The sequence below is a fragment of the Actinotalea endophytica genome, assembly GCF_025717005.1.
GTDB lineage: Bacteria > Actinomycetota > Actinomycetes > Actinomycetales > Cellulomonadaceae > Actinotalea.
In genome coordinates this window covers 16,925-35,265 of record NZ_JAOVZU010000006.1, presented here as the reverse complement: position 1 = coordinate 35,265, position 18,341 = coordinate 16,925, and the positions used below count along the sequence as shown (strand labels likewise).

General features: G+C 73.7%; 21 protein-coding genes. 7 read left to right on the top strand and 14 right to left on the bottom strand.

What is annotated here, in order from left to right:
- Nucleotides 1-43: 43 nt before the first annotated feature.
- The 5 genes from OEB99_RS11260 to OEB99_RS11240 all read right to left on the bottom strand — a co-directional run bounded on the left by OEB99_RS11260 (nucleotide 44) and on the right by OEB99_RS11240 (nucleotide 3,862).
- Nucleotides 44-1,054, bottom strand: a complete 1,011-nt coding sequence (locus tag OEB99_RS11260) for an inorganic phosphate transporter (protein WP_263510179.1) — start codon at nucleotides 1,052-1,054, stop codon at nucleotides 44-46.
- Nucleotides 1,055-1,060: 6 nt separating this feature from the next.
- Nucleotides 1,061-1,681: a DUF47 domain-containing protein gene (locus OEB99_RS11255; RefSeq protein WP_263510178.1), complete on the bottom strand. Its 621-nt coding sequence runs from the start codon at nucleotides 1,679-1,681 to the stop codon at nucleotides 1,061-1,063.
- Nucleotides 1,682-2,060: 379 nt separating this feature from the next.
- On the bottom strand, nucleotides 2,061-2,654 hold the full coding sequence (locus OEB99_RS11250) for a hypothetical protein (protein ID WP_263577614.1): 594 nt from the start codon (nucleotides 2,652-2,654) through the stop codon (nucleotides 2,061-2,063).
- Nucleotides 2,655-2,727: 73 nt separating this feature from the next.
- Complete coding sequence (gene msrB, locus OEB99_RS11245; protein ID WP_263510176.1) at nucleotides 2,728-3,132, bottom strand: peptide-methionine (R)-S-oxide reductase MsrB; 405 nt, start codon at nucleotides 3,130-3,132, stop codon at nucleotides 2,728-2,730.
- Nucleotides 3,133-3,256: 124 nt separating this feature from the next.
- Entirely contained in the window at nucleotides 3,257-3,862 is a 606-nt protein-coding gene (locus tag OEB99_RS11240; RefSeq protein ID WP_263510175.1) for a 1-acyl-sn-glycerol-3-phosphate acyltransferase, read from the bottom strand.
- Between the two features lie 214 nt (nucleotides 3,863-4,076).
- Here OEB99_RS11240 and OEB99_RS11235 point away from each other — a divergent pair, with 214 nt between their 5' ends.
- From OEB99_RS11235 to OEB99_RS11210, 6 genes are all read left to right on the top strand, one after another.
- A complete protein-coding gene (locus OEB99_RS11235; protein ID WP_263510174.1) occupies nucleotides 4,077-6,053 on the top strand; it encodes a putative bifunctional diguanylate cyclase/phosphodiesterase in 1,977 nt (658 codons plus the stop codon).
- A 153-nt stretch (nucleotides 6,054-6,206) separates the two neighbouring features.
- Nucleotides 6,207-6,854, top strand: a complete 648-nt coding sequence (locus OEB99_RS11230) for a CalY family protein (protein ID WP_263510173.1) — start codon at nucleotides 6,207-6,209, stop codon at nucleotides 6,852-6,854.
- Between the two features lie 3 nt (nucleotides 6,855-6,857).
- A complete protein-coding gene (locus tag OEB99_RS11225) occupies nucleotides 6,858-7,919 on the top strand; it encodes a S24/S26 family peptidase (protein WP_263510172.1) in 1,062 nt (353 codons plus the stop codon).
- Complete coding sequence (locus OEB99_RS11220; protein WP_263510171.1) at nucleotides 7,900-8,679, top strand: LamG-like jellyroll fold domain-containing protein; 780 nt, start codon at nucleotides 7,900-7,902, stop codon at nucleotides 8,677-8,679. The genes OEB99_RS11225 and OEB99_RS11220 overlap by 20 nt, the downstream gene beginning before the upstream one ends.
- A 68-nt stretch (nucleotides 8,680-8,747) precedes the next feature.
- Entirely contained in the window at nucleotides 8,748-9,266 is a 519-nt protein-coding gene (locus tag OEB99_RS11215; protein ID WP_263510170.1) for a flavodoxin family protein, read from the top strand.
- 54 nt (nucleotides 9,267-9,320) lie between these two features.
- The gene (locus tag OEB99_RS11210; protein ID WP_263510169.1) at nucleotides 9,321-9,815 is read left to right on the top strand and encodes a flavodoxin family protein; all 495 of its coding nucleotides are present in this window, start codon (nucleotides 9,321-9,323) and stop codon (nucleotides 9,813-9,815) included.
- A gap of 36 nt (nucleotides 9,816-9,851) precedes the next feature.
- On the opposite strand, the gene OEB99_RS11205 is transcribed toward OEB99_RS11210, so the two are convergent.
- From OEB99_RS11205 to OEB99_RS11165, 9 genes are all read right to left on the bottom strand, one after another.
- On the bottom strand, nucleotides 9,852-10,790 hold the full coding sequence (locus OEB99_RS11205) for a 5'-3' exonuclease (protein ID WP_263510168.1): 939 nt from the start codon (nucleotides 10,788-10,790) through the stop codon (nucleotides 9,852-9,854).
- A 156-nt stretch (nucleotides 10,791-10,946) separates the two neighbouring features.
- Nucleotides 10,947-11,531: a hypothetical protein gene (locus OEB99_RS11200; protein ID WP_263510167.1), complete on the bottom strand. Its 585-nt coding sequence runs from the start codon at nucleotides 11,529-11,531 to the stop codon at nucleotides 10,947-10,949.
- Between the two features lie 21 nt (nucleotides 11,532-11,552).
- Entirely contained in the window at nucleotides 11,553-12,041 is a 489-nt protein-coding gene (locus OEB99_RS11195; RefSeq protein WP_263510166.1) for a DUF1918 domain-containing protein, read from the bottom strand.
- 121 nt (nucleotides 12,042-12,162) lie between these two features.
- Nucleotides 12,163-13,245 (bottom strand): c-type cytochrome biogenesis protein CcsB, encoded by a 1,083-nt coding sequence (gene ccsB, locus OEB99_RS11190; RefSeq protein ID WP_263510165.1) that lies wholly within the window; start codon nucleotides 13,243-13,245, stop codon nucleotides 12,163-12,165.
- Nucleotides 13,232-14,860, bottom strand: coding sequence for a cytochrome c biogenesis protein ResB (resB, locus tag OEB99_RS11185; protein WP_263510164.1), 1,629 nt, complete (start codon nucleotides 14,858-14,860; stop codon nucleotides 13,232-13,234). Before resB ends, ccsB begins: the two co-directional genes overlap by 14 nt.
- Nucleotides 14,860-15,657, bottom strand: coding sequence for a cytochrome c biogenesis CcdA family protein (locus tag OEB99_RS11180; protein ID WP_263577613.1), 798 nt, complete (start codon nucleotides 15,655-15,657; stop codon nucleotides 14,860-14,862). Before OEB99_RS11180 ends, resB begins: the two co-directional genes overlap by 1 nt.
- 101 nt (nucleotides 15,658-15,758) lie before the next feature.
- Nucleotides 15,759-16,373, bottom strand: coding sequence for a TlpA family protein disulfide reductase (locus tag OEB99_RS11175; RefSeq protein ID WP_263510163.1), 615 nt, complete (start codon nucleotides 16,371-16,373; stop codon nucleotides 15,759-15,761).
- Nucleotides 16,373-17,029, bottom strand: a complete 657-nt coding sequence (locus OEB99_RS11170; RefSeq protein ID WP_263510162.1) for a histidine phosphatase family protein — start codon at nucleotides 17,027-17,029, stop codon at nucleotides 16,373-16,375. The genes OEB99_RS11175 and OEB99_RS11170 overlap by 1 nt, the downstream gene beginning before the upstream one ends.
- A gap of 64 nt (nucleotides 17,030-17,093) precedes the next feature.
- Nucleotides 17,094-17,564: a MarR family winged helix-turn-helix transcriptional regulator gene (locus tag OEB99_RS11165; RefSeq protein ID WP_263510161.1), complete on the bottom strand. Its 471-nt coding sequence runs from the start codon at nucleotides 17,562-17,564 to the stop codon at nucleotides 17,094-17,096.
- A 117-nt stretch (nucleotides 17,565-17,681) separates the two neighbouring features.
- On the opposite strand from OEB99_RS11165, the gene OEB99_RS11160 reads away from it, so the two are divergent.
- Entirely contained in the window at nucleotides 17,682-18,230 is a 549-nt protein-coding gene (locus OEB99_RS11160; RefSeq protein WP_263510160.1) for a YceI family protein, read from the top strand.
- Nucleotides 18,231-18,341 lie beyond the last annotated feature (111 nt).

Sequence of the window (18,341 nt, the reverse complement as noted above, 5' to 3'; positions counted from 1 at the left end):
TCCGCGGCGTCCGGCCCGCCAGGGGCCCGGCGAACCCGGCGGCTCAGCCCATCACGGCGTGCAGCACGAGGTACACGACGGCCGCGACGCTCGCCGCGGCCGGGATGGTCAGCACCCAGGCGACGGCGATGTGACCGGCGACGCCCCAGCGCACCGCGGACAGGCGCTTGGTCGCGCCGACCCCCATGATCGAGGACGTGATGGTGTGGGTCGTGGAGATCGGCGCCTGGAACGCGAACGCCGTGGTGTAGAGCACCGAGGCGGCCACCGTCTCCGCGACGAACCCGCGGGCCGGGTCGAGCTCGATGACCCGGCGGCCGAGCGTGCGCATGATCCGCCACCCGCCGGAGTAGGTGCCGAGCGAGATCGCTCCGGCCGCGGCGAGCTTCACCCAGATCGGGATGTCGTCGCCGTCCTGGAACCCGCCCGCAACGAGCGCGAGCACGATCACGCCCATCGTCTTCTGCGCGTCCTGCAGGCCGTGGCCGAGCGCCATCGCCGCGGCGGAGGCCGTCTGCGCGATCCGGAACCGGCGGGTGACCTTGTGCGGGTTCGCGTTCCGGAACAGCCACAGCAGGGCGGTCATCCCGAGGAACGCCAGCGTGAACCCGACGACCGGCGAGAGCACCATCGGGATGACGACCTTGTCCAGGATGACGTTCCAGTACACCGTGACCCCGCCGACGATGCCGACGCCGGTCAGCGCGCCGATCAGCGCGTGCGACGAGGACGACGGCAGGCCGCGCCACCAGGTGATCAGGTTCCAGACGATCGCCCCGATCACCGCGGAGAGCACCAGGATCAGGCCCTCACGGGGGTGCACTCCGGCCTCGCCACCGAGGTCGATGATCCCCGAGCCGATCGTGTGGGCGACCCGGTCGCCCAGCAGCGCACCGACCATGTTGAAGACCGCCGCCATGAGCAGGGCCACCCGCGGGGTCAGGGCCCGGGTCGAGACCGACGTCGCGATGGCGTTCGCCGCGTCGTGGAACCCGTTGGTGTAGTCGAAGCCGAGGGCGAACAGCACGACGACGACGACGAGCGCGATCTCCACGGTCGCTCAGGACTCCTTGAGCGCGATCGTCTCGACCATGTTCGCCACGCTCTCGAAGGAGTCGGCGGCCGCCTCGAGCGCGTCCACGACGTCCTTGAGCTTCATGACCTCGATGGGGTTCGCCTCACCGCGGAACATCTCGGCGAGCAGCTTGCGGTAGGACTTGTCCGCCTCGTTCTCCAGGCGGTTGATCTCGACCCAGTAGTCGCTCAGGTCCTTCATCGAGCGCAGCCGCGGCATCGCCTCCGCGGTGAGCTCGGCGCACCGTCGCAGCACGTCGACCTGCTTGTGCACCCGCGGCGGAAGGGTGTCGATCTGGTACAGCACGACCAGGTCGCCGGCCTCCTCCATGTGGTCCATGCAGTCGTCCAGGCCGGAGGCGAGGCCGTAGATGTCGTGCCGGTCGAACGGGGTGACGAAGGTCTGGTTCAGCCGGCGCATGATCTCGTGCGTCGACTCGTCCGCCGCGTGCTCGGCGTCGCGCAGCTCGGCGGCGATCGGCTTGCGGTCGCCGGGAGCGGCCCCCAGGAGTCGGCCCAACAGCTCCGCCCCACCGACCAGGTGCTGCGCCGAGCCGGCGAGCAGGTCGAAGAAGCTCGTGTTCGTGGGCGTCAGGCGCAGACGCACGGCAGTGCTCCAGAAGTCGGGGGTGTGTCGGGCTCAGGGTAGGGCAGCACGAAGGTGAACACCCAACGCCTCGGGTGGCCTCTCGGTGACGTCATGCCGAACGCACAGCGACGGGACAGGCCGCACCCACCCGAGCGGGACGAGGGTCCCAGGCGCACCGGGGCACGCAACGAGGGAGACCGAGGGAGAACGGCGCCGGACCGCGAAGCGCCTGACGGCGCGAAGGCCGCTCGAAGCGGCTTGAAGTGGAGCCCGGGGCTTGACGCGGTCCGACGCCGTCCCACCATGCTAACCGCCGCCGAGCGAGGCGCTCACCCGCCGGGTGGGTGAGGGCGCGGTGCGACGGGTCGGTCCCGGTCCCGGCCACCAGGGTCGGTGGTCAGTCCAGGGTTCCGGCCCGCCACAGGCCGGCGCACTCCTCGAGCTCCTCGGCGGTGCGCACCAGACCCGCGGCGCCGCGGGTGAGCTGGCGGGCCTCCTCGTCGTCGGCGACCACGTCCGCGTCGAGCACGGCACCCGTCGCCAGCACGCGGCAGAACGCCCCGGCGCGCTCGAGCGCGACGGCGAGATCACCCGTGTACACCCCGGACAGCACCGCGTCGGCGACGTGCGCGACCTCCTCCGGGCCCGGCGGTGCGGCGACGCCCGCCACCGCGCCGTGCACCTCGGCGCGCTGCTCGCCGAGCCGGTAGCGCTCGGCCACGGTGCGCGGGTCCCGGCGCACCCACTCGCGCAGCGCGTACAGCCGCCACAGCGCGCCCGGCAGGGTGTGCGGCGCGCTGTCGGCCCACAGCCCTGCGACGGTGTCCAGACCCTCGGCCTCGACCAGCCGCACCAGGCGGTCGACCACCTCGGGGTCCTCCGCGGCGCGACCGCCGTGCACGAGCGCGTTCGCGGTGGTGTGCGCGACCTCGCCGCGCAGGGCGGGGTCGAGGTCGCCGGGGATCTCCTCGGCGTCGCGCGGGTCGAGCATCGCGGGGCGGCGCGGGCGGCGTGGGCTGTCGGGCGTCACCCGTCCAGTCTCGCCCAGCCGCGTGGTGCCCGCGCTACCGGTCCTCGGCCTCGAAGCTCAGCGACACCGAGTTCATGCAGAACCGGTCCCCGGTCGGGGTCTGGGGCGCATCGTCGAAGACGTGCCCGAGGTGGGACCCGCACCGCGCGCAGCGCACCTCGGTGCGGACCATGCCGAGCGTGCGGTCCTCGATCAGCTCGACGGCGTCGTCCGCGCTGGGCCGGTAGAAGCTCGGCCACCCGCAGTGCGAGTCGAACTTGGTCTCCGCGGTGAAGAGGACCTGACCGCAGGCCCGGCACCGGTAGGTCCCGCGCCGCTTCTCGTCGAGCAGCTCCCCGGTCCAGGGCCGCTCGGTGGCGGCCTCGCGCAGCACGGCGTACTCCTGCGGCGACAGCTCCTCGCGCCACTGCTCGTCGGACCTGGTGACCTCGTAGCCCATCGCGTCCCTCCTCGTGAGCGCCCGGCGCGGCCCGGCAGGCCCGGTCGGAGCCTGCTCAGCACACACCCGTCGGACGGTGTTCGCACGCCGGGCGGGAGTGGACGGGTCGTTCGCTCGGCCGACCTCAGCCGGCGTCCTCCTCGCGGAGCCGCACGGCGCTCGCCCGCTCCGGGCGGATGCCTCGCTTGTCGGTGTAGTAGGCGCGGATCCGGTCCATGTCGACCGTGACGTCGCCGGTCATCTCGAGCGTCGGCCCGGTCCCGACCGTCTTCGAGGGGCCGTCGGCGAACGCGAGGGTGACCGGCAGCCCGGTGGACATGGCCAGTCGGTAGAAGCCCGACTTCCAGTGGTCGACGGCGCGACGGGTGCCGTCCGGCGCCAGCGCGAGCACGAACCGGTCCGCGGCGGCCGCCTCGGTCGCGAGCCGCTCGACCAGCCCGGTGCCACCGCGCCGATCCGTCTCGACCGCACCGATCCAGCGCAGGAACGGGCCGAGCGGCCACCAGAACATCTCGGTCTTCACCAGGACGCGCGGGTGGACGTCGTGCGCCCAGAACACCAGCACCGCGAGCACGAAGTCCCAGTTCGAGGTGTGCGGCGCGCCGACCACGATGCCGCGCTGCGGGAACGTGCCGACCAGGCGGAAGCCGACGCGCCCGAGAGCCCAGCGAGCGAACCGGGCGTGCCGGCTGCGACCGGCGACCGGGGGGTCGGTCTTCTCGTCGGCCATGCGCGCTCCTCGTTCGGTCCTCAGCATTGCGCCGTTCGATGGAACGACCACTCCGGCAGCGGGTGAAAAGGCCCCCAGAACCCTCGATCAGCCCACGACCCGGCTCGCGGGCTCAACCTACCGTCGTCGAGAGCCGATCTTCGTCTCGCGAGGCGCCACCCACGTCCCGTGCACCCGACCCAGGGCTCCGCCATGGCCCGACGAGGAGATCACGATGGCCCGCAGCACCCGGCGCACGTCCCTCAGCGGGACCGGTCGCCTCTCGCTGTCCGGGCGCTTCGTGCTCATCTCGCTGGTCGGCATCGTGCTCGTCGCGGTGAGCGTCGTGGTCGCTGCGGCGCAGGTGATGCGCCAGCAGTCGATCGACGACGGCGTGCGCACCGCGCAGACCGCGGCGGGCTGGGTCTCGCCGCTCGTACCGCTGCACGCGCTGGAGTCCGGCGTGCTCGCCGACGAGGACCGCGCCGCCCTGGACGCGGCCACCGCAGGCCTGGCCGACACCATGCTCGGGCTCCGGTTGTGGACCGTGGACGGGGCCCTGATCTACGACAGCGAGTCCGACTCGCTCGCCGGGTTCCCCAGCGGCACCCAGCTCGAGCAGGCCGTGATCGCCGGTGAGCCGTCCGCACGGATCCGGTACCACCTCGCCGGGGCCGACGAGGGCCAGGTGGGCGCGAGCTCGACCGCGATGGACGTCTACGTGCCGCTCCGGCTCGGTGGCACCGTCGCCGGCGCGCTCGAGGTGGTGCTCGATCACACCACGGCCGCCGCGACCCAGGCGCAGGCCGTGCGGACGATCGCACTCGCCGCAGGCCTCGGGCTGCTGGTGCTCTGGCTGGTGCTCTACCGCACGGTGCACCGCGCGTCGGAGAACCTCCAGCGGTCCGCGATGGACAACGCGCGGATGGCGCTGCTGGACTCGCTGACCGGGCTGCCGAACCGGCGGATGCTGCTCGACCGTCTGCGCCGCGCGGTCGTGGCGTGCGAGGCCGGCGGGCCTGGCGTCGGCATCCTGCTGCTCGACGTCGACCGGTTCAAGGAGATCAACGACACCCTGGGCCACGACCGCGGCGACGACCTCCTCGAGCAGGTGGCCCAGCGCCTGCAGGCCGCGTTCCGCGGTCGCGACCTGGTCGCCAGGCTCGGCGGCGACGAGTTCGCCGTGCTGCTCGCGGTGGACAACGTCGACGACGCCGAGCGCCTCGCTCACCGGGCCCGCTCGGTGTTCGTCGAGCCGTTCGCGCTCGGCGACCTCACGGTGCACGTCGCGACCTCGATCGGGGTCGCGATGATCCCCGACCACGCGGACGACGCGAGCGGCCTGATGCGCAAGGCCGACATCGCGATGTACACGGCCAAGCAGCACCGCCTCGGGGTGTCGGTCTACGACGTGGCCGAGGACGGCTCGAGCCCGTCCCGCCTGGTGCTCCAGGGTGAGCTCCACGAGGCGCTGGCCACGGGCGAGCTGGCCGTGCACTACCAGCCCAAGATCGACCTCGTCACCGGCCGGACGGCGGGTCTCGAGGCGCTCGTGCGGTGGCGCCACCCGGCGCGCGGCTGGGTGCCGCCGACGGTGTTCATCCCGCTCGCCGAGCAGTCCGGCCTGATCAACGACGTGACCGACGTGGTGCTGCGCTCCGTGGTGGAGCAGCTCGCCCGGTGGGCACCCGCCGACCGGGTGCCGATCGCGGTGAACCTCTCGGCGCACACCGTCGTCTCACCGAGCATCGTCGACACCGTCTGCAGCCTGCTCGCCGAGCACGACGTTGATCCCGAGCACCTGCAGGTCGAGATCACCGAGACCGCCCTGGTGGCCGACCCGACCCGGGTCGTCCCGGTGCTGCGCGCGCTGGACGAGTCCGGCGTCCGGGTCGCGATCGACGACTTCGGCATCGGCCAGACCTCGATCGCCCAGCTGCGCGACCTCCCGGTCGACGTGCTGAAGATCGACCAGCTGTTCGTCGCCGACCTCGCCGACCCGCACGACGGCGAGCGCGCGCGGTCCGTGATCAAGGCGATGGTCGACCTCGCGCACTCGTTCGGTCTCCAGGTGGTCGCCGAGGGCGTCGAGGACGGCGCCACGGCGGCGACCCTCCGATCCCTCGACGTCGACCAGGCACAGGGTTTCTGGTACTCGCGGGCGGTGCCCGCCGAGGACGTCGTGATCTCCCGGGGCGAGGTGCATGCCTGACACCCCACTCCTGACGCAGCATCCCCACGCCCGGCCCGACCCCGATCCCCTGCACCACCGAGCCGCACCACCCGACCGGCCCCCGGTCACCGCACCACCACCCGGCCCCCCACCGGGTCCCGACGGAGCGGCACCCGCCGCCTAGGAGTCACCATGGACGATCTCATCCGCGAGATGATCGCGCCGCAACGACGCAGCGACCTCGACCGTGGCCGCCGCACCCGCCTCGTGGCCACGGCCACGACCGTCGGCCTGGCCGCGATCGGCCTGACGACGCTGACGACCGGTGCCCTCTTCACCGATGCCGACACCACCGGGAGCGCGAACTTCACCACCGGCACCGTCGACATCTCCGCCACCCACTCGGCGACGCAGACGCTCGGCGCCCTGAACCTCGCGCCCGGCGACGTCGCCTACGGCGTGGTGCCGGTGAGCAACGACGGGACGCTCGAGCTGCGCTACGCGCTCTCCGCGCAGGGCAGCAACGACGACCCCGCCGTCGACCTCGCGGGCCAGTTCGAGCTCACCGTCTACGCGGGCGTCGCCGCGGCGAGCTGCAACGCCGCCGGCGTGGCGGCCGCCACGAGCTGGTCGATGAGCGGCGTGCCGACCACGCTGACGCCGCTGATCGGTAGCTCGGCGACCGGGCAGGACACCGACGACCGCGTGCTGGCCGCCAAGACCGCCGAGGACCTGTGCGTGTCCGTCGGCCTCCCGCTGTCCACCGGCAACGAGTTCCAGGGCGCGACCGCCTCGATCGACCTGCAGGTCGATGCCGAGCAGACCGTGAACAACCCCTGACCGATGGCCCTGGCCCTCACCGCCGAGGCTCCGGCGAGCGTGCTCGCCGGAGCTCTCGGCCGTGCTTGGGCCGCCGTGCGCGGGACCGTCGCCGGGGCGGCACTGCCCTGGCGCGCGTGGTTCCGCGTCACCGCAGCCGACCTCTCGTTCGCGACGGTGCTGGCCGCAGCACCCTGGCGGGCCTGGTTCGGCGTCACCGCCACCGGCGTCCGCGAGGCCGCGGTGCTCGCCGCCGCGCCATGGCGCGCCTGGGCGTCGATGGTCGGCGCACCGACCTGGACGGCCGCGGAGGTCGCCCTGACGACCCGCTCCGGCGACGCTCCGGAACGCGCGGCCCGGGCGCTCGGCTCGGCGCTGGCCACCACCGGCGCACGGGTCACCGGCGCCATGGCCGAGCACGCCGACCGGCCGCGCAGGCGCCGTCGAGCACCGAGCCCGCGCCAGGTGTTCAAGGTGCTCGTCTGGACGGTCGTGCTGACCTTCGTCGGTGCGTTCGCGACCAGCCTCGCGCTCCCGTACTGGTACCAGCTGCACGGCCAGCGGCTGCTCGTGGTGACGTCCGGCTCGATGTCGCCGTTCGTCGAGGCCGGGGACGTGGCCGTGCTGCAGCTCATCGACGACCCGAGCCAGCTGGCGGTCGGCCAGGTCGCGACGTTCTACCCGCCCGGCAGCAACCACCTCGTCACGCACCGGATCGTCGACCTGCAGATGTACCCGGTGATGGTGCAGAACACGCTGACCGGCCGGATGGAGGCCCAGCTCGACACGAGCGGCAGCCCGATCATGCGGCCGTACATCTTCACCAAGGGCGACGCGAACGAGACCCGCGACCCCAACGCGACACCGCTCAGCGGTGTGCGGGGCGTCGTGGTGGACGCGAAGGCCGACTGGGGCCGGTGGCTCGGCTGGGCGCAGTCCAAGGTGGGTCGGCTCGCTCTCCTCGCCCCACCGTTGCTGCTGCTCGCGACGCTCGAGCTCGTCGACTCGCTCGCCGAGCGACGCCGGGCTCCCGCGCGCCGGCCCGCACCGCGACGGGAGGTGGACGATGCGCTCGGCGCGTTCTGAGCGTCTGACGCGCCTCGCCGTCGCCGCCGCGGCGGCGCTGCTCGGCGTCGCGGTCGGCCTCGCTCTGCCGCGGGTCGGGTCGACGGCCGCCGCGTACGTGGACAGCGCCGCGGTGAGCACGCCGGTCTCGGTCCGGCCCTGCTCCGGCACGTGGTCGTCCACGGTCGCGTCGCTGGGTCCGATCCGCCACCTGGACTTCGCCGCGGCGTCGGCCCTGCCCGGCGACGTGGCCGCGCCCGGGCTGCTGACCTGCGACGACAGCGGCGCCCTCACGCTGCACGGCAGCCTCGAGGAGTCCTGGGCCGACCCTGCGGGTGCCCTCACCTCGACCGGCGCGCTGAGCGTGACGGTCTGGACGTCGTTCACCGACACGGCGACGCCCGGCGACCTGCTGTGGCTCACCCAGGCCGACGGCTACGGGCTGGGCCTGGGTGTCTCCGGCGGCCTGCTCCAGGTGGTCGAGGTGCCCCCGGGCGGCGGGCCGCCGACGGTGCTGGTGCAGACCGGCGCGCCGGGTTCCGCCCCGCACCTGGTGACGATGACCCGGTCCGACGCCGCACTGACGGTCTACCTGGACGCCACCCCGGTGGGCTCCGCGACGCTCTCCGCGACCAGCGTGAGCGACGTGTCGCTGGTGCTCGGCGCACCGGCCGGCAGCGGTGACGCGTCGGCGCACGCGGTCCTGGACGAGGTCGTCGTGGTCCCGGTGACGCTCGACGCCGGCCAGGTCGCGACGCTCGCCGGGTCGAACGTCTGGTGACCGCGCCCGACGACACGCTGGGACCTGTGCCTCAGGCCCACGGGCGCGACAGCGACCAGGGTTGAGCCATGAAGGCGTTGGTGGTCTACGAGTCGATGTTCGGCAGCACCCGGACGATCGCAGACACGATCGGTTCGGCCCTGTCCCAGCGCGGCAGCGTCCGCGTCGTGGAGGTGGGCACCCTCGCGGCCGAACCCGGTGGCGCCGTGGTCACGCACGACGTCGACCTGCTCGTGGTCGGCGGGCCCACGCACACGTTCGGCATGTCCCGACCGGCCACCCGCGCCGAGGCGGTCCGCAAGCACGGCTCGGTGATCTCGACCGGGATCGGCATCCGCGAGTGGCTGGACGCCGTGCGCCTGCCCGCCGACATCCACGGCGCCGCGTTCGACACCCGGGTCGGCACCATGCGGCTGGCCAGCGGGGCGGCCGCGAAGGGCATCGACAAGTGGCTCCGTCGGATGGGCGTCGACATCGTCGGCGGGCCGACGTCGTTCCTGGTCAAGGGCATGACCGGCGGCCTGATGGACGGCCAGCTGGCGAAGGCCAAGGAGTGGGGCGCGCAGCTCGCGCTCGCCGTCGAGTGACACCCGGGACCTGAGCCCCTGGCCCATCGGCACCGGGGAGCGGACGGTGGAGCCGTGACCGTTCTGGTGATCTACGAGTCCATGTGGGGTGCGACCAAGGCCGTCGCCGAGGCGATCGGAGCCGGCCTGGGCGAGGCGGACGTCCGGGTCGTGGACGTCGGCGAGGCCGAACCGGTGGTGCCCGGCGACGTCGACCTGCTCGTGGTCGGTGGACCGACGCACGCGTTCGGGATGACCCGGGCCTCGACGCGGGCGAACGCAGCCAAGGACCACCCCCCGGTCCTGTCCCCGACCGGGGTGCGGGAGTGGCTCGAGACGGCGAAGCTGCCGGCCGGGCTCGCCTGCGCAGCGTTCGACACGAAGGTCGTCACCCCGGACCTGCCCGGGTCCGCCGGCAAGGGCATCGACAAGTCCCTGCGGCGACTGGGCGGACACCCGGTCGCGAAGCCGACGACCTTCCGGGTGCACGGCAAGTGGGACGGGCTCGCCGAGGGCGAGGCCGAGCGGGCCCGTGCGTGGGGCGCCGAGCTCGCGGCCACCCTGAGCTGAGCGTCAGGCCGCGCCGGCCGGCGCCCTGGCGCCGGCTCAGCCGGCGAGCGCGTCCACCAGGCGCGCCACGGCCGACTCGAGGCCCCAGCGCCCGGCGAGCGCGACCAGGCCGTCGGGGTCGACCGGGGTGCGCGGCAGCTCGTCGTCGACCTCGCCGAGCGGCAGGTCGCGCAGCACGCGCACGACCCCCGGGGCCACCGCGAGGTAGTCGGCCGCGCCGCGCAGCCGACCGGCCTGGGTCGCGGTGAGGCCGGGGTCGCCGGCCTCGAGCGCGCCCAGGACCCCCGCGAGCGAGCCGTACCGCCGGATCATCGCCGCGGCGGTCTTCTCACCGACCCCGGGCACCCCCGGCAGGCCGTCGCTCGGGTCCCCCCGAAGTGTGGCCATGTCGGCGTAGGCGTCGCCGCTCGCGACGTCGTAGGTCGCAGCAAGGTGGGCCTGGTCGACCACGAGCGGCTCGCCACCGCCCTTGACCGGGTACAGCACCCGGACCGGGCCGGTGTCGTCGACGAGCTGGAACAGGTCGCGGTCGCCGGTCATGATCTCGACCGGCAGCCGCTCGCCGTCCGGGCGGGACCGCTCGCGGCTCGCCAGCGTGCCGATCACGTCGTCGGCCTCGGCCCCGGCCGCGCCGACCCGCGCGATCCCGAAGGCCGCGAGCACATCCTTGATCACGTCCACCTGCGGGACCAGCAGGTCCGGGACCTCCTCGCCCCCGTCGGCGGCGACCCGGTGGGCCTTGTAGGACGCGATCGCGTCCACCCGGAACTGCGGCCGCCAGTCGTCGTCCCAGCAGGCCACCAGACGGCTCGGCCGCCGGGCGAGGACCAGCCGGCTGATCGCGTCCAGGAACCCCCGCGCCGCGTTCACCGGCGACCCGTCGGGCGCCCGCACCGAGTCGGGCACGCCGTAGAAGGCTCGGAAGTACATGGACGCGCTGTCCAGCAGCAGAAGCGGAGCCCGGTCGGTCGCCATGGGTGGAGTGTGCCAGGCGGGTCCCACGGGCTCACGGCAGGAGCGCCACCGCCGCGACGTCGCCGCCGGTGTGCGGGGCGATCTGACGATCGCGCGGGAGCTGTCCCCGGCGGGGTGATCGGCCGCCGGAGCCGAGGGCCAGCCCTGCCCGGGCTCTCAGCCGCCCGTCCAGGGGTCGGCCGAGTCCCACCAGACCGGGTGCCGCTCGGCCTCGCCCAGCACCACGTCGAGCAGCTCCGCGGCGCGCGCCAGGGCCGCGTCGAGCGGCAGGCGGCCGAGCGGGCCGACCGGGCCGATCGCGTCGAGGTCGCGCGGCTCGTAGTCCACGGCGCCGGACACCAGGACCGACGCCGACGGCCCGAGGTCACCCGGGTCGCGCGGCCGGTCCAGTCCCACGGCCTCGGGCGCGAGGTCGTCCCGGTCGACGGAGCGCAGCAGCCGGTCCAGACCCTGCGAGTCGAGGCGGACCTGGTCGAGGTACGCCGCGCCGTCGGCCTCGAGCCCGACGACCACGACGAGGTCGTGGCACTCCCAGGGCTCCGGCTCCGGGCCGTCCGCGGCCCGGACGGCGAGCCCGCCGAACCGGTCGCGGATCACCCGAGCCGGCGCACAGAACGTGATCTCGACCTCGCGCCCGGACCGGCCGACCTGCCCGGCGGCGAACCCGCGCGGCACGAGCACCGGGTCGAGCACACGACGGACGGCGGCCCCGGGGTCGGCCAGGGCCGCGGGCAGGTCCATGCCTGCAGTGTGCCGCTCAGCTCAGGCGTGCACCTTCGCCGGCACGCCCGTGGAGTCCTCGATCTGCTCCTCGGCGGTGTCCAGCAGCCGGTCGGCCAACCGCCGCAGCGCCCGGGCGACCGCCACCTCCTCGCCGACGACCTCGATCGAGGCGTCCTCGGGGTTGCGACGCGCACGGCCCACCGCGCCGAGGTGGTCGGGGTTGCCGGCCACCAGCACCGCCTGGGCCGTCGTCTCCGCTCCCTCGTGGCTCAGCGTGACCTGCACGCGCCAGGTGCTCGCGAGCGCCTCCGGCGTCACGCCGCGCGTCGCGTCACCTCCGTGCTCGACGTGCGCGTCCGGCCCGGGGTAGACCAGCGACTCCTCCCCCGTGTCGTGCCAGCGCACCGTGTAGGGCGGCGAGCCGTCCGGGTGGCGCACGGCGACCACTGTGCCGTCCCGCACCGTCCCGTCGACCACGCTCGACGCCAGGACCAACCGGTCTCCCACCGACGCCTTCATCGCCGTCATCTCCTCGCAGGGTCCGACATCTCATCATGACCCGCCGGCGATCGGTCGCGGCAAGGGCCCTTCGACCTCCGAGACAGGACCGTCCACCAGCCGACCCGCGCACGGGCCACGAGACCTGGCGTCAGCCCTGCGAGCGCGAGATCCCGCTGTACGTGTGCTTGCCGCCGAGCAGCATGTTCACGCCGGTGAGGTTGAAGATCAGCACGGCGAAGCCGGCGATCGAGAACCAGGCGACGGCTCGCGCGGACCAGCCGCGCGTGGTGCGCGCGTGCAGGTAGGCCGCGTAGACCACCCACACGATGAAGCTCCAGACCTCCTTGGGGTCCCAGCCCCAGAACCGCGACCAGGCGTGCTCGGCCCAGACCGCGCCGGCCATCACCGTGAAGGTCCACAGCACGAAGCCGACCGCGTTGAGCCGGAACGCGAGCGCCTCGAGCGAGCGCACCGACGGCAGCTGGCCGAGCAGCCGGAACCGCGGGTGCGCCAGGCGCGGCGACCCCTGCTCCCAGGCGTCCTTGAGCAGCTGCAGCACGCTCGCGCTCACCGCGACCGTGAAGACGCCCGTCGCGATCACCGCGATGGTGACGTGGATGACCAGCCAGTAGCTCTGCAGCGCGGGCTCCACACCCTGGGCGGGCATGTAGAAGGCGGTCAGCCCGAGACCGAGCGCCACCACCGAGAAGCCCAGCACCCCCGCACCGAGGAACCGCACGTCGCGTCGCAGGCACAGGATGCGGAAGGTCAGGACGGCCACGAACGTGCCGACCACGAGGAACTCGTAGAGGTTCGCCCACGGGATCCGCTCGGCCGCGAGGCCCCGCAGCACGATGCCGGCCAGCTGGAGCCCGAGCCCGAGGGTGGTCAAGGACATCGCGATGCCGAGCGCCTTGCCGGGGCGGTACTCGGGCAGCTCGTCGGCGACGTCCGGGCCGTCGGGCGCGTCGTCGGCGGCCTCCGGGTCGGCCGGACCGTCGGCGGCGTCGTTCTCGAGGCCGTCGAGATCGGCGTCCGCCTCGGCCACGTCCGCGGACGCCTCACCGCCGGACACCAACGCCCCGGCCAGCACCGGGGTGGTGTGGCGGACCCGCTTGGTGCTCGCGACCTCGGCCCGACGTGCGAGGTCCGCGGCGAACGCGCCGAACGCGATCGCGTAGGCCGTGGTGGCCCCCCACACGACGATGGTGCTCAGCTCACCGAGGTTCATCCACGTCCTCCGAGTCGTGCGCCGCCGTCGGCGCCGCGTCAGGGTCCGGCTGCGACCACGGCCCGAGCTCACGGACCGCGTCGAGCACGCGCTCGACCTCACCGGCCAGCCCGCCGTCGTCCGCGCGGGCCAGCGCGGCGGCCTCAACTGTACGTCGCTCACCGTCGGACGCCACCCGGAGCCAGACCCGCCGCCGCGGCGTGAACAGCGACACCGCGAGCCCGACCAGCGCGGTCAGCGCGAACGCGAGGACCCAGCCCAGCGACGGGTCGTACCGCATGTCGAGAGCGACGTACCGGGGCAGCCCGTCGAAGCTCAGCGTGCCGAGCCCGCCGGGCAGCTCGACCTCCTCGCCGAGCGGCACGACGACGGTGACCGGCGTCCCGTCGGCGTCGCTGACCTGGGCCATCCCGGCCGTGTCGAGCTGGTACACGTTCTGCGGGACCCCGGAGTCCAGACCGAGGTCGCCGCGCCACACCTGGAGCACCAGGACCGGGTTGCCGGGCTGCGGGTACGCCGAGTACGCCGAGTCCTCGGTGATCACCGCCGTCGGCAGCAGGTAGCCGACCAGGCCGATCTGGTCCCCGGACGTCACGTCGGGCACCTTGACCACGCCGCGGGACCGGTACGACGCGTCCTGCGGCAGGAACGGGACGGGCCCCTCGAACGCGACGTTGCCGTCCGAGTCGCGCACCGTGAGCTGCGGCGCGTAGCCGTTGCCGGCGAGGTAGATCTTGGCGCCGCCGGCGTCCAGCGGGCGGTTGACCCGGATCGTGGTGTCCCGCGTCGCCTGGTCGGGCTCGGTCACCGAGACCGCGGCCTCGAAGAAGGTCGGCCGCCCGGCGGAGTCGAAGCTCGCGGTGAACGAGTTCAGCTCGACCGTGAACGGCACGAGGCTCGCGGTGTCCACCCCGCTGCCGGCGTCGAAGGTGTCGTACGCGCTCGGCGTGTTGGCGAAGCCGCGGCCCTCCACGACCAGCACCTGCCCGCGGTAGTGCAGCAGCTGACCGGTCGCGACCGAGATCAGCAGCCCGACCAGTGCGAGGTGGAAGACGATGTTGCCGGTCTCGCGGAAGTACCCGCGCTCGGCGGACAGCGTTCGCGCACCACCCGGCTCCTCGCCCGGCTCGACCCGGAACCGGCGCCCGCCGCGCAGCGCGCGGTGCGCCGCTGCGAGCACCTCGTCGGTGCCCGCCTCGGTGCTGAGCGTCTCGTGCACCTCGAAGCGGTCGAACCGGCGCGGCGCGCGCGGCGGGCGCGCCCGCCAGGCCCGGGCGTGCGCGCCGATCCGCGGCAGGATGCAGCCGACCAGGGACACGAACAGCAGCAGGTAGACCGCGGAGAACCACACCGAGCCGTACACGTCGAAGAACCCGAGCCGGTCGAGCAGCGGACCCCAGTCCGGGTTGTCGGCGAGGTAGCGCGCCACGGCCGCGGCGTCCTGCGGGCGCTGCGGCAGGATCGAGCCGGGCACCGCGACCACCGCGAGCAGCATCAGGAGCATCAGCGCGACGCGCATGCTGGTCAGCTGGCGCCACACCCAGCGGATCGCGCCGCGCAGCCCGAGCCGGGGCAGCGTCGGCGGTGAGGCCGGCGGGGAGGTCGTCGTCGCCATCACACCACCGGCTCGAATCCGCCGATCAGGCTCTGCAGCGACTCGGTCACCATGCCCCACAGCCCGGTCACCAGGGCGATCCCGATCAGCACGAGCAGCCCGCCGCCGATCCGCATCACCGCCACCCGGTGGGTGCGGAGCACCCCGAGCACGCGCTGCGAGCGCTCCAGACCCAGCGCGACGAGCAGGAACGGCAGACCGAGCCCCACGCAGTACGCGACCGAGAGCACCGCACCGCGGCCCCCGGAGGCCTGGTCGAGCGCGAGCGTGTACACCGCGACCAGGGTCGGTCCGATGCACGGCACCCAGCCGAGGCCGAACACCAGGCCGAGCAGCGGCGCACCCCACAGTCCGGCGGTGGGCGCGACGTGCAGGCGCCGCTCGCGCTGGGCGATCGGCAGCCAGCCCGCGAACACCAGGCCCATCACGATCACGACCACGCCGAGCACCATGGTGATGGTGTCGGCGTACCGCAGCAGGGCCTGGCCGACCGAGCCGGCCAGCACGCCGAGGACCACGAAGACGACCGTGAAGCCGGCCACGAAGAGCGCGACGCCGAGCAGCAGCCTGCTTCGCCGGACCTCGGTGAGCGTGCCCCCGGTGCGCCCCGTGCCGCCGCCGGCACCGCCGGCCCCCGAGCCGTCCGCTCCCGAGGTCCCGTTCCGCGCCGGCGCCGCAGCACCGCTCGCCGCCATGCCGCTGACGAAGCCCAGGTAGCCCGGGACGAGGGGCAGCACGCACGGCGACGCGAACGAGACGAGCCCCGCCACCACGGCGAGCGGCACGGCGAGCAGCATCGAGCCGCTCAGCACGGTCTGGGCGACGGTGTCGCCCACCGAGGCTCCGACCGGACCTGCGAACCAGCCGGCGAGCGGACCCGGGACGACCACCGCAGCGTTCACGCCTGCTCGGCCATCAGGTCGTCGATCAGCGAGCGCAGCGTGCTGGGGTCGGCCATCCCGAGGATCCGCGCGGCGACCCGCCCCTGCCGGTCGAGCAGCACCGTGGTGGGCACGGCCTGCAGCGGCACGGTGCCCTGCATCGCGGCGACGGCCTTGCCGTCCGAGCCCGGGATCGACCCGTACGGCAGGGCGAAGGTCCGCTCGAACGCCTGCGCGGTGCCCGCGTCGTCGGAGACGTTGATGCCGACCGCCTGGAGGCCCTCAGCCTGGTACTCGCCGACGATCTCGGCCAGGTCCGGGGCCTCGGCCCGGCACGGCGGGCAGTTCGCGAACCAGGTGTTCACCAGCACCACGTCACCGCGCCACGCAGCGAGGTCGACCTCGTCCCCGGCGAACGTCTCGGCGGTGAGCTCGATCGGGCCGGGGCGCTCGTCCGGCTGCCAGGTGGTCACCGAGCGGTCGACGGTCGTGGTGCCGCTGTCGCCGGCCGAGCCGGTCTCGTCGTAGAGCGGCGACCCGCTGCACGACGCGAGCGCGATCACCATCGCAGCCGCCACCGCGACGGCGAGCACGAACATCAGGGGGCGCAGCACCCCGTGCATCCGGCGCATCAGGCCCCCGGGACCTGTCGGCCGCGGACCACCAGGTGACCCGCGGGTTCGGTGTAGTCGATGCCGACCAGCCGGTCGCCGTCCCAGCGCAGGCTGGTCAGCGAGGCGACCGAGCACTCGCGGCGGCGCGGGTCGTGCCACAGGCGCCGGCCCTCGAGCGACTGGCGGGTCACCCAGATCGGCAGCTGGTGGCTCACCACGACGGCCTCGTGCCCCTCGGCGGCCTCGCGGGCGCCGGCCACGGCGGCGAGCATCCGCTCGACCTGCTCGGTGTAGGGCTCGCCCCACGAGGGCCGGAACGGGTTCCACAGGAACCGCCAGTGCGTGGGCCGACGCAGCGAGCCGTCTCCCACGCCGAACGTGAGGCCCTCGAAGTGGTTCGCGGCCTCGATCAGCCGCGCGTCCTCGGCGACCGGCAGGTCGAAGGCGTCGGCGATCGGCCGGGCGGTCTCCTGCGCGCGGGTCAGCGGCGAAGCGACCACGTGGACGACGTCGCGCCGTTCGGTGCCGTCCTCGCCCGCCAGGTGGCCGGCCACGGCGTCGGCCATCGCGCGGCCGCGGTCGGAGAGGTGGTAGCCGGGCAGCCGGCCGTAGAGCACGCCGGCCGGGTTGTGCACCTCACCGTGGCGCAGCAGATGGACGGTGGTCAGCGGCATGGGGTCCAGTGTGACCTACCGTCCTGTGTGGCGCGGCCCGGGACGACCGGCTGTGACCGATCGCTCACACGGCGTCGACGTCGGGCGCCACGTGCTGCATCGCCTCGCCCAGCGCGCGCATCTGGTCGTCGGTGAGCCGGTCGACCAGGTGCTCGCGGACCGCGCGCACGTGGCCCGGGGCGGCTTCGACCAGCGCGGCCATCCCCTGGTCGGTGAGCACGGCGTTGATGCCACGGCCGTCGGACGCGCAGGCCCGGCGCTCGACCAGGCCACGGCGCTCCATCCGCGCGACGGTGTGCGTGACCCGGCTGCGGGAGTGCACCAACGAGGAGGCGAGCTCGGCCATCCGCATGGTGCGCCCCTCGGCCTCGGAGAGCCGGACCATCACCTCGTACTCGTTGAGCGAGAGCCCGGAGTCGGTCTCCAGCTGCCGCGACAGCGCCTCGGTCAGCCGCGCGGTCCCCTGGAGGTAGGACCGCCACCACTGCTGCTGCTCGGCGGTGAGCCAGCGCACGTCGGTCTCGGTGACGGACATCGGTGTCTCCTTCTCACGGCCGGCGACCGGTGGCCGCCGCTTGCGTTCCGCGACCCAGTGTAGTAGAAAGTTGAACGACACGGGTAATTGAATCTTCCACATTCCAAGGAGAACCCCATGACGACCCTCACCACCGCCGCCCCGGCCGGCACCTGGAGCATCGAGACCAGCCACTCGCACGCCTCGTTCACCGTCCGCCACGCGGGCATCGCCAAGGTCCGCGGCTCCATCGCGATCACCGAGGGAACGATCGTGCTCGGCGACGACGTGACCACCTCGACCGTGACCGCGACCCTGGACCCGGCGACCGTGGACACCCGCGACGCCAACCGCGACGGCCACCTGGTCAGCGCCGACTTCTTCGACGTGGCGACCTACCCGACGTGGACCTTCGCCTCGACCTCGGTCGAGGAGGGCGGCTCCGGCCTGCTCGTGCACGGCGACCTCACGATCCACGGCGTGACCCGTCCGGCCACCCTGGACGTCGAGCTCAACGGCGCGGCCACCGACCCGTTCGGCACCTCGCGCGTCGGTTTCTCGGCGACCACCACGATCTCGCGCAAGGACTTCGGTCTGACCTGGAACGCCGCGCTGGAGACCGGTGGCGTGCTGGTCAGCGACACCGTGCAGATCGCGCTCGAGATCGAGGGCGCCAAGTCCGAGTGATCCCGCGGGCCCGATCGGCCCGCCCTGTACGACCCTCCCGCGACGCGGCGCCGGCTCAGTCCGGCGCCGCGGCCGGCATGGTGCGGCGGCGTTCGGGGAAGGCGTGGATCG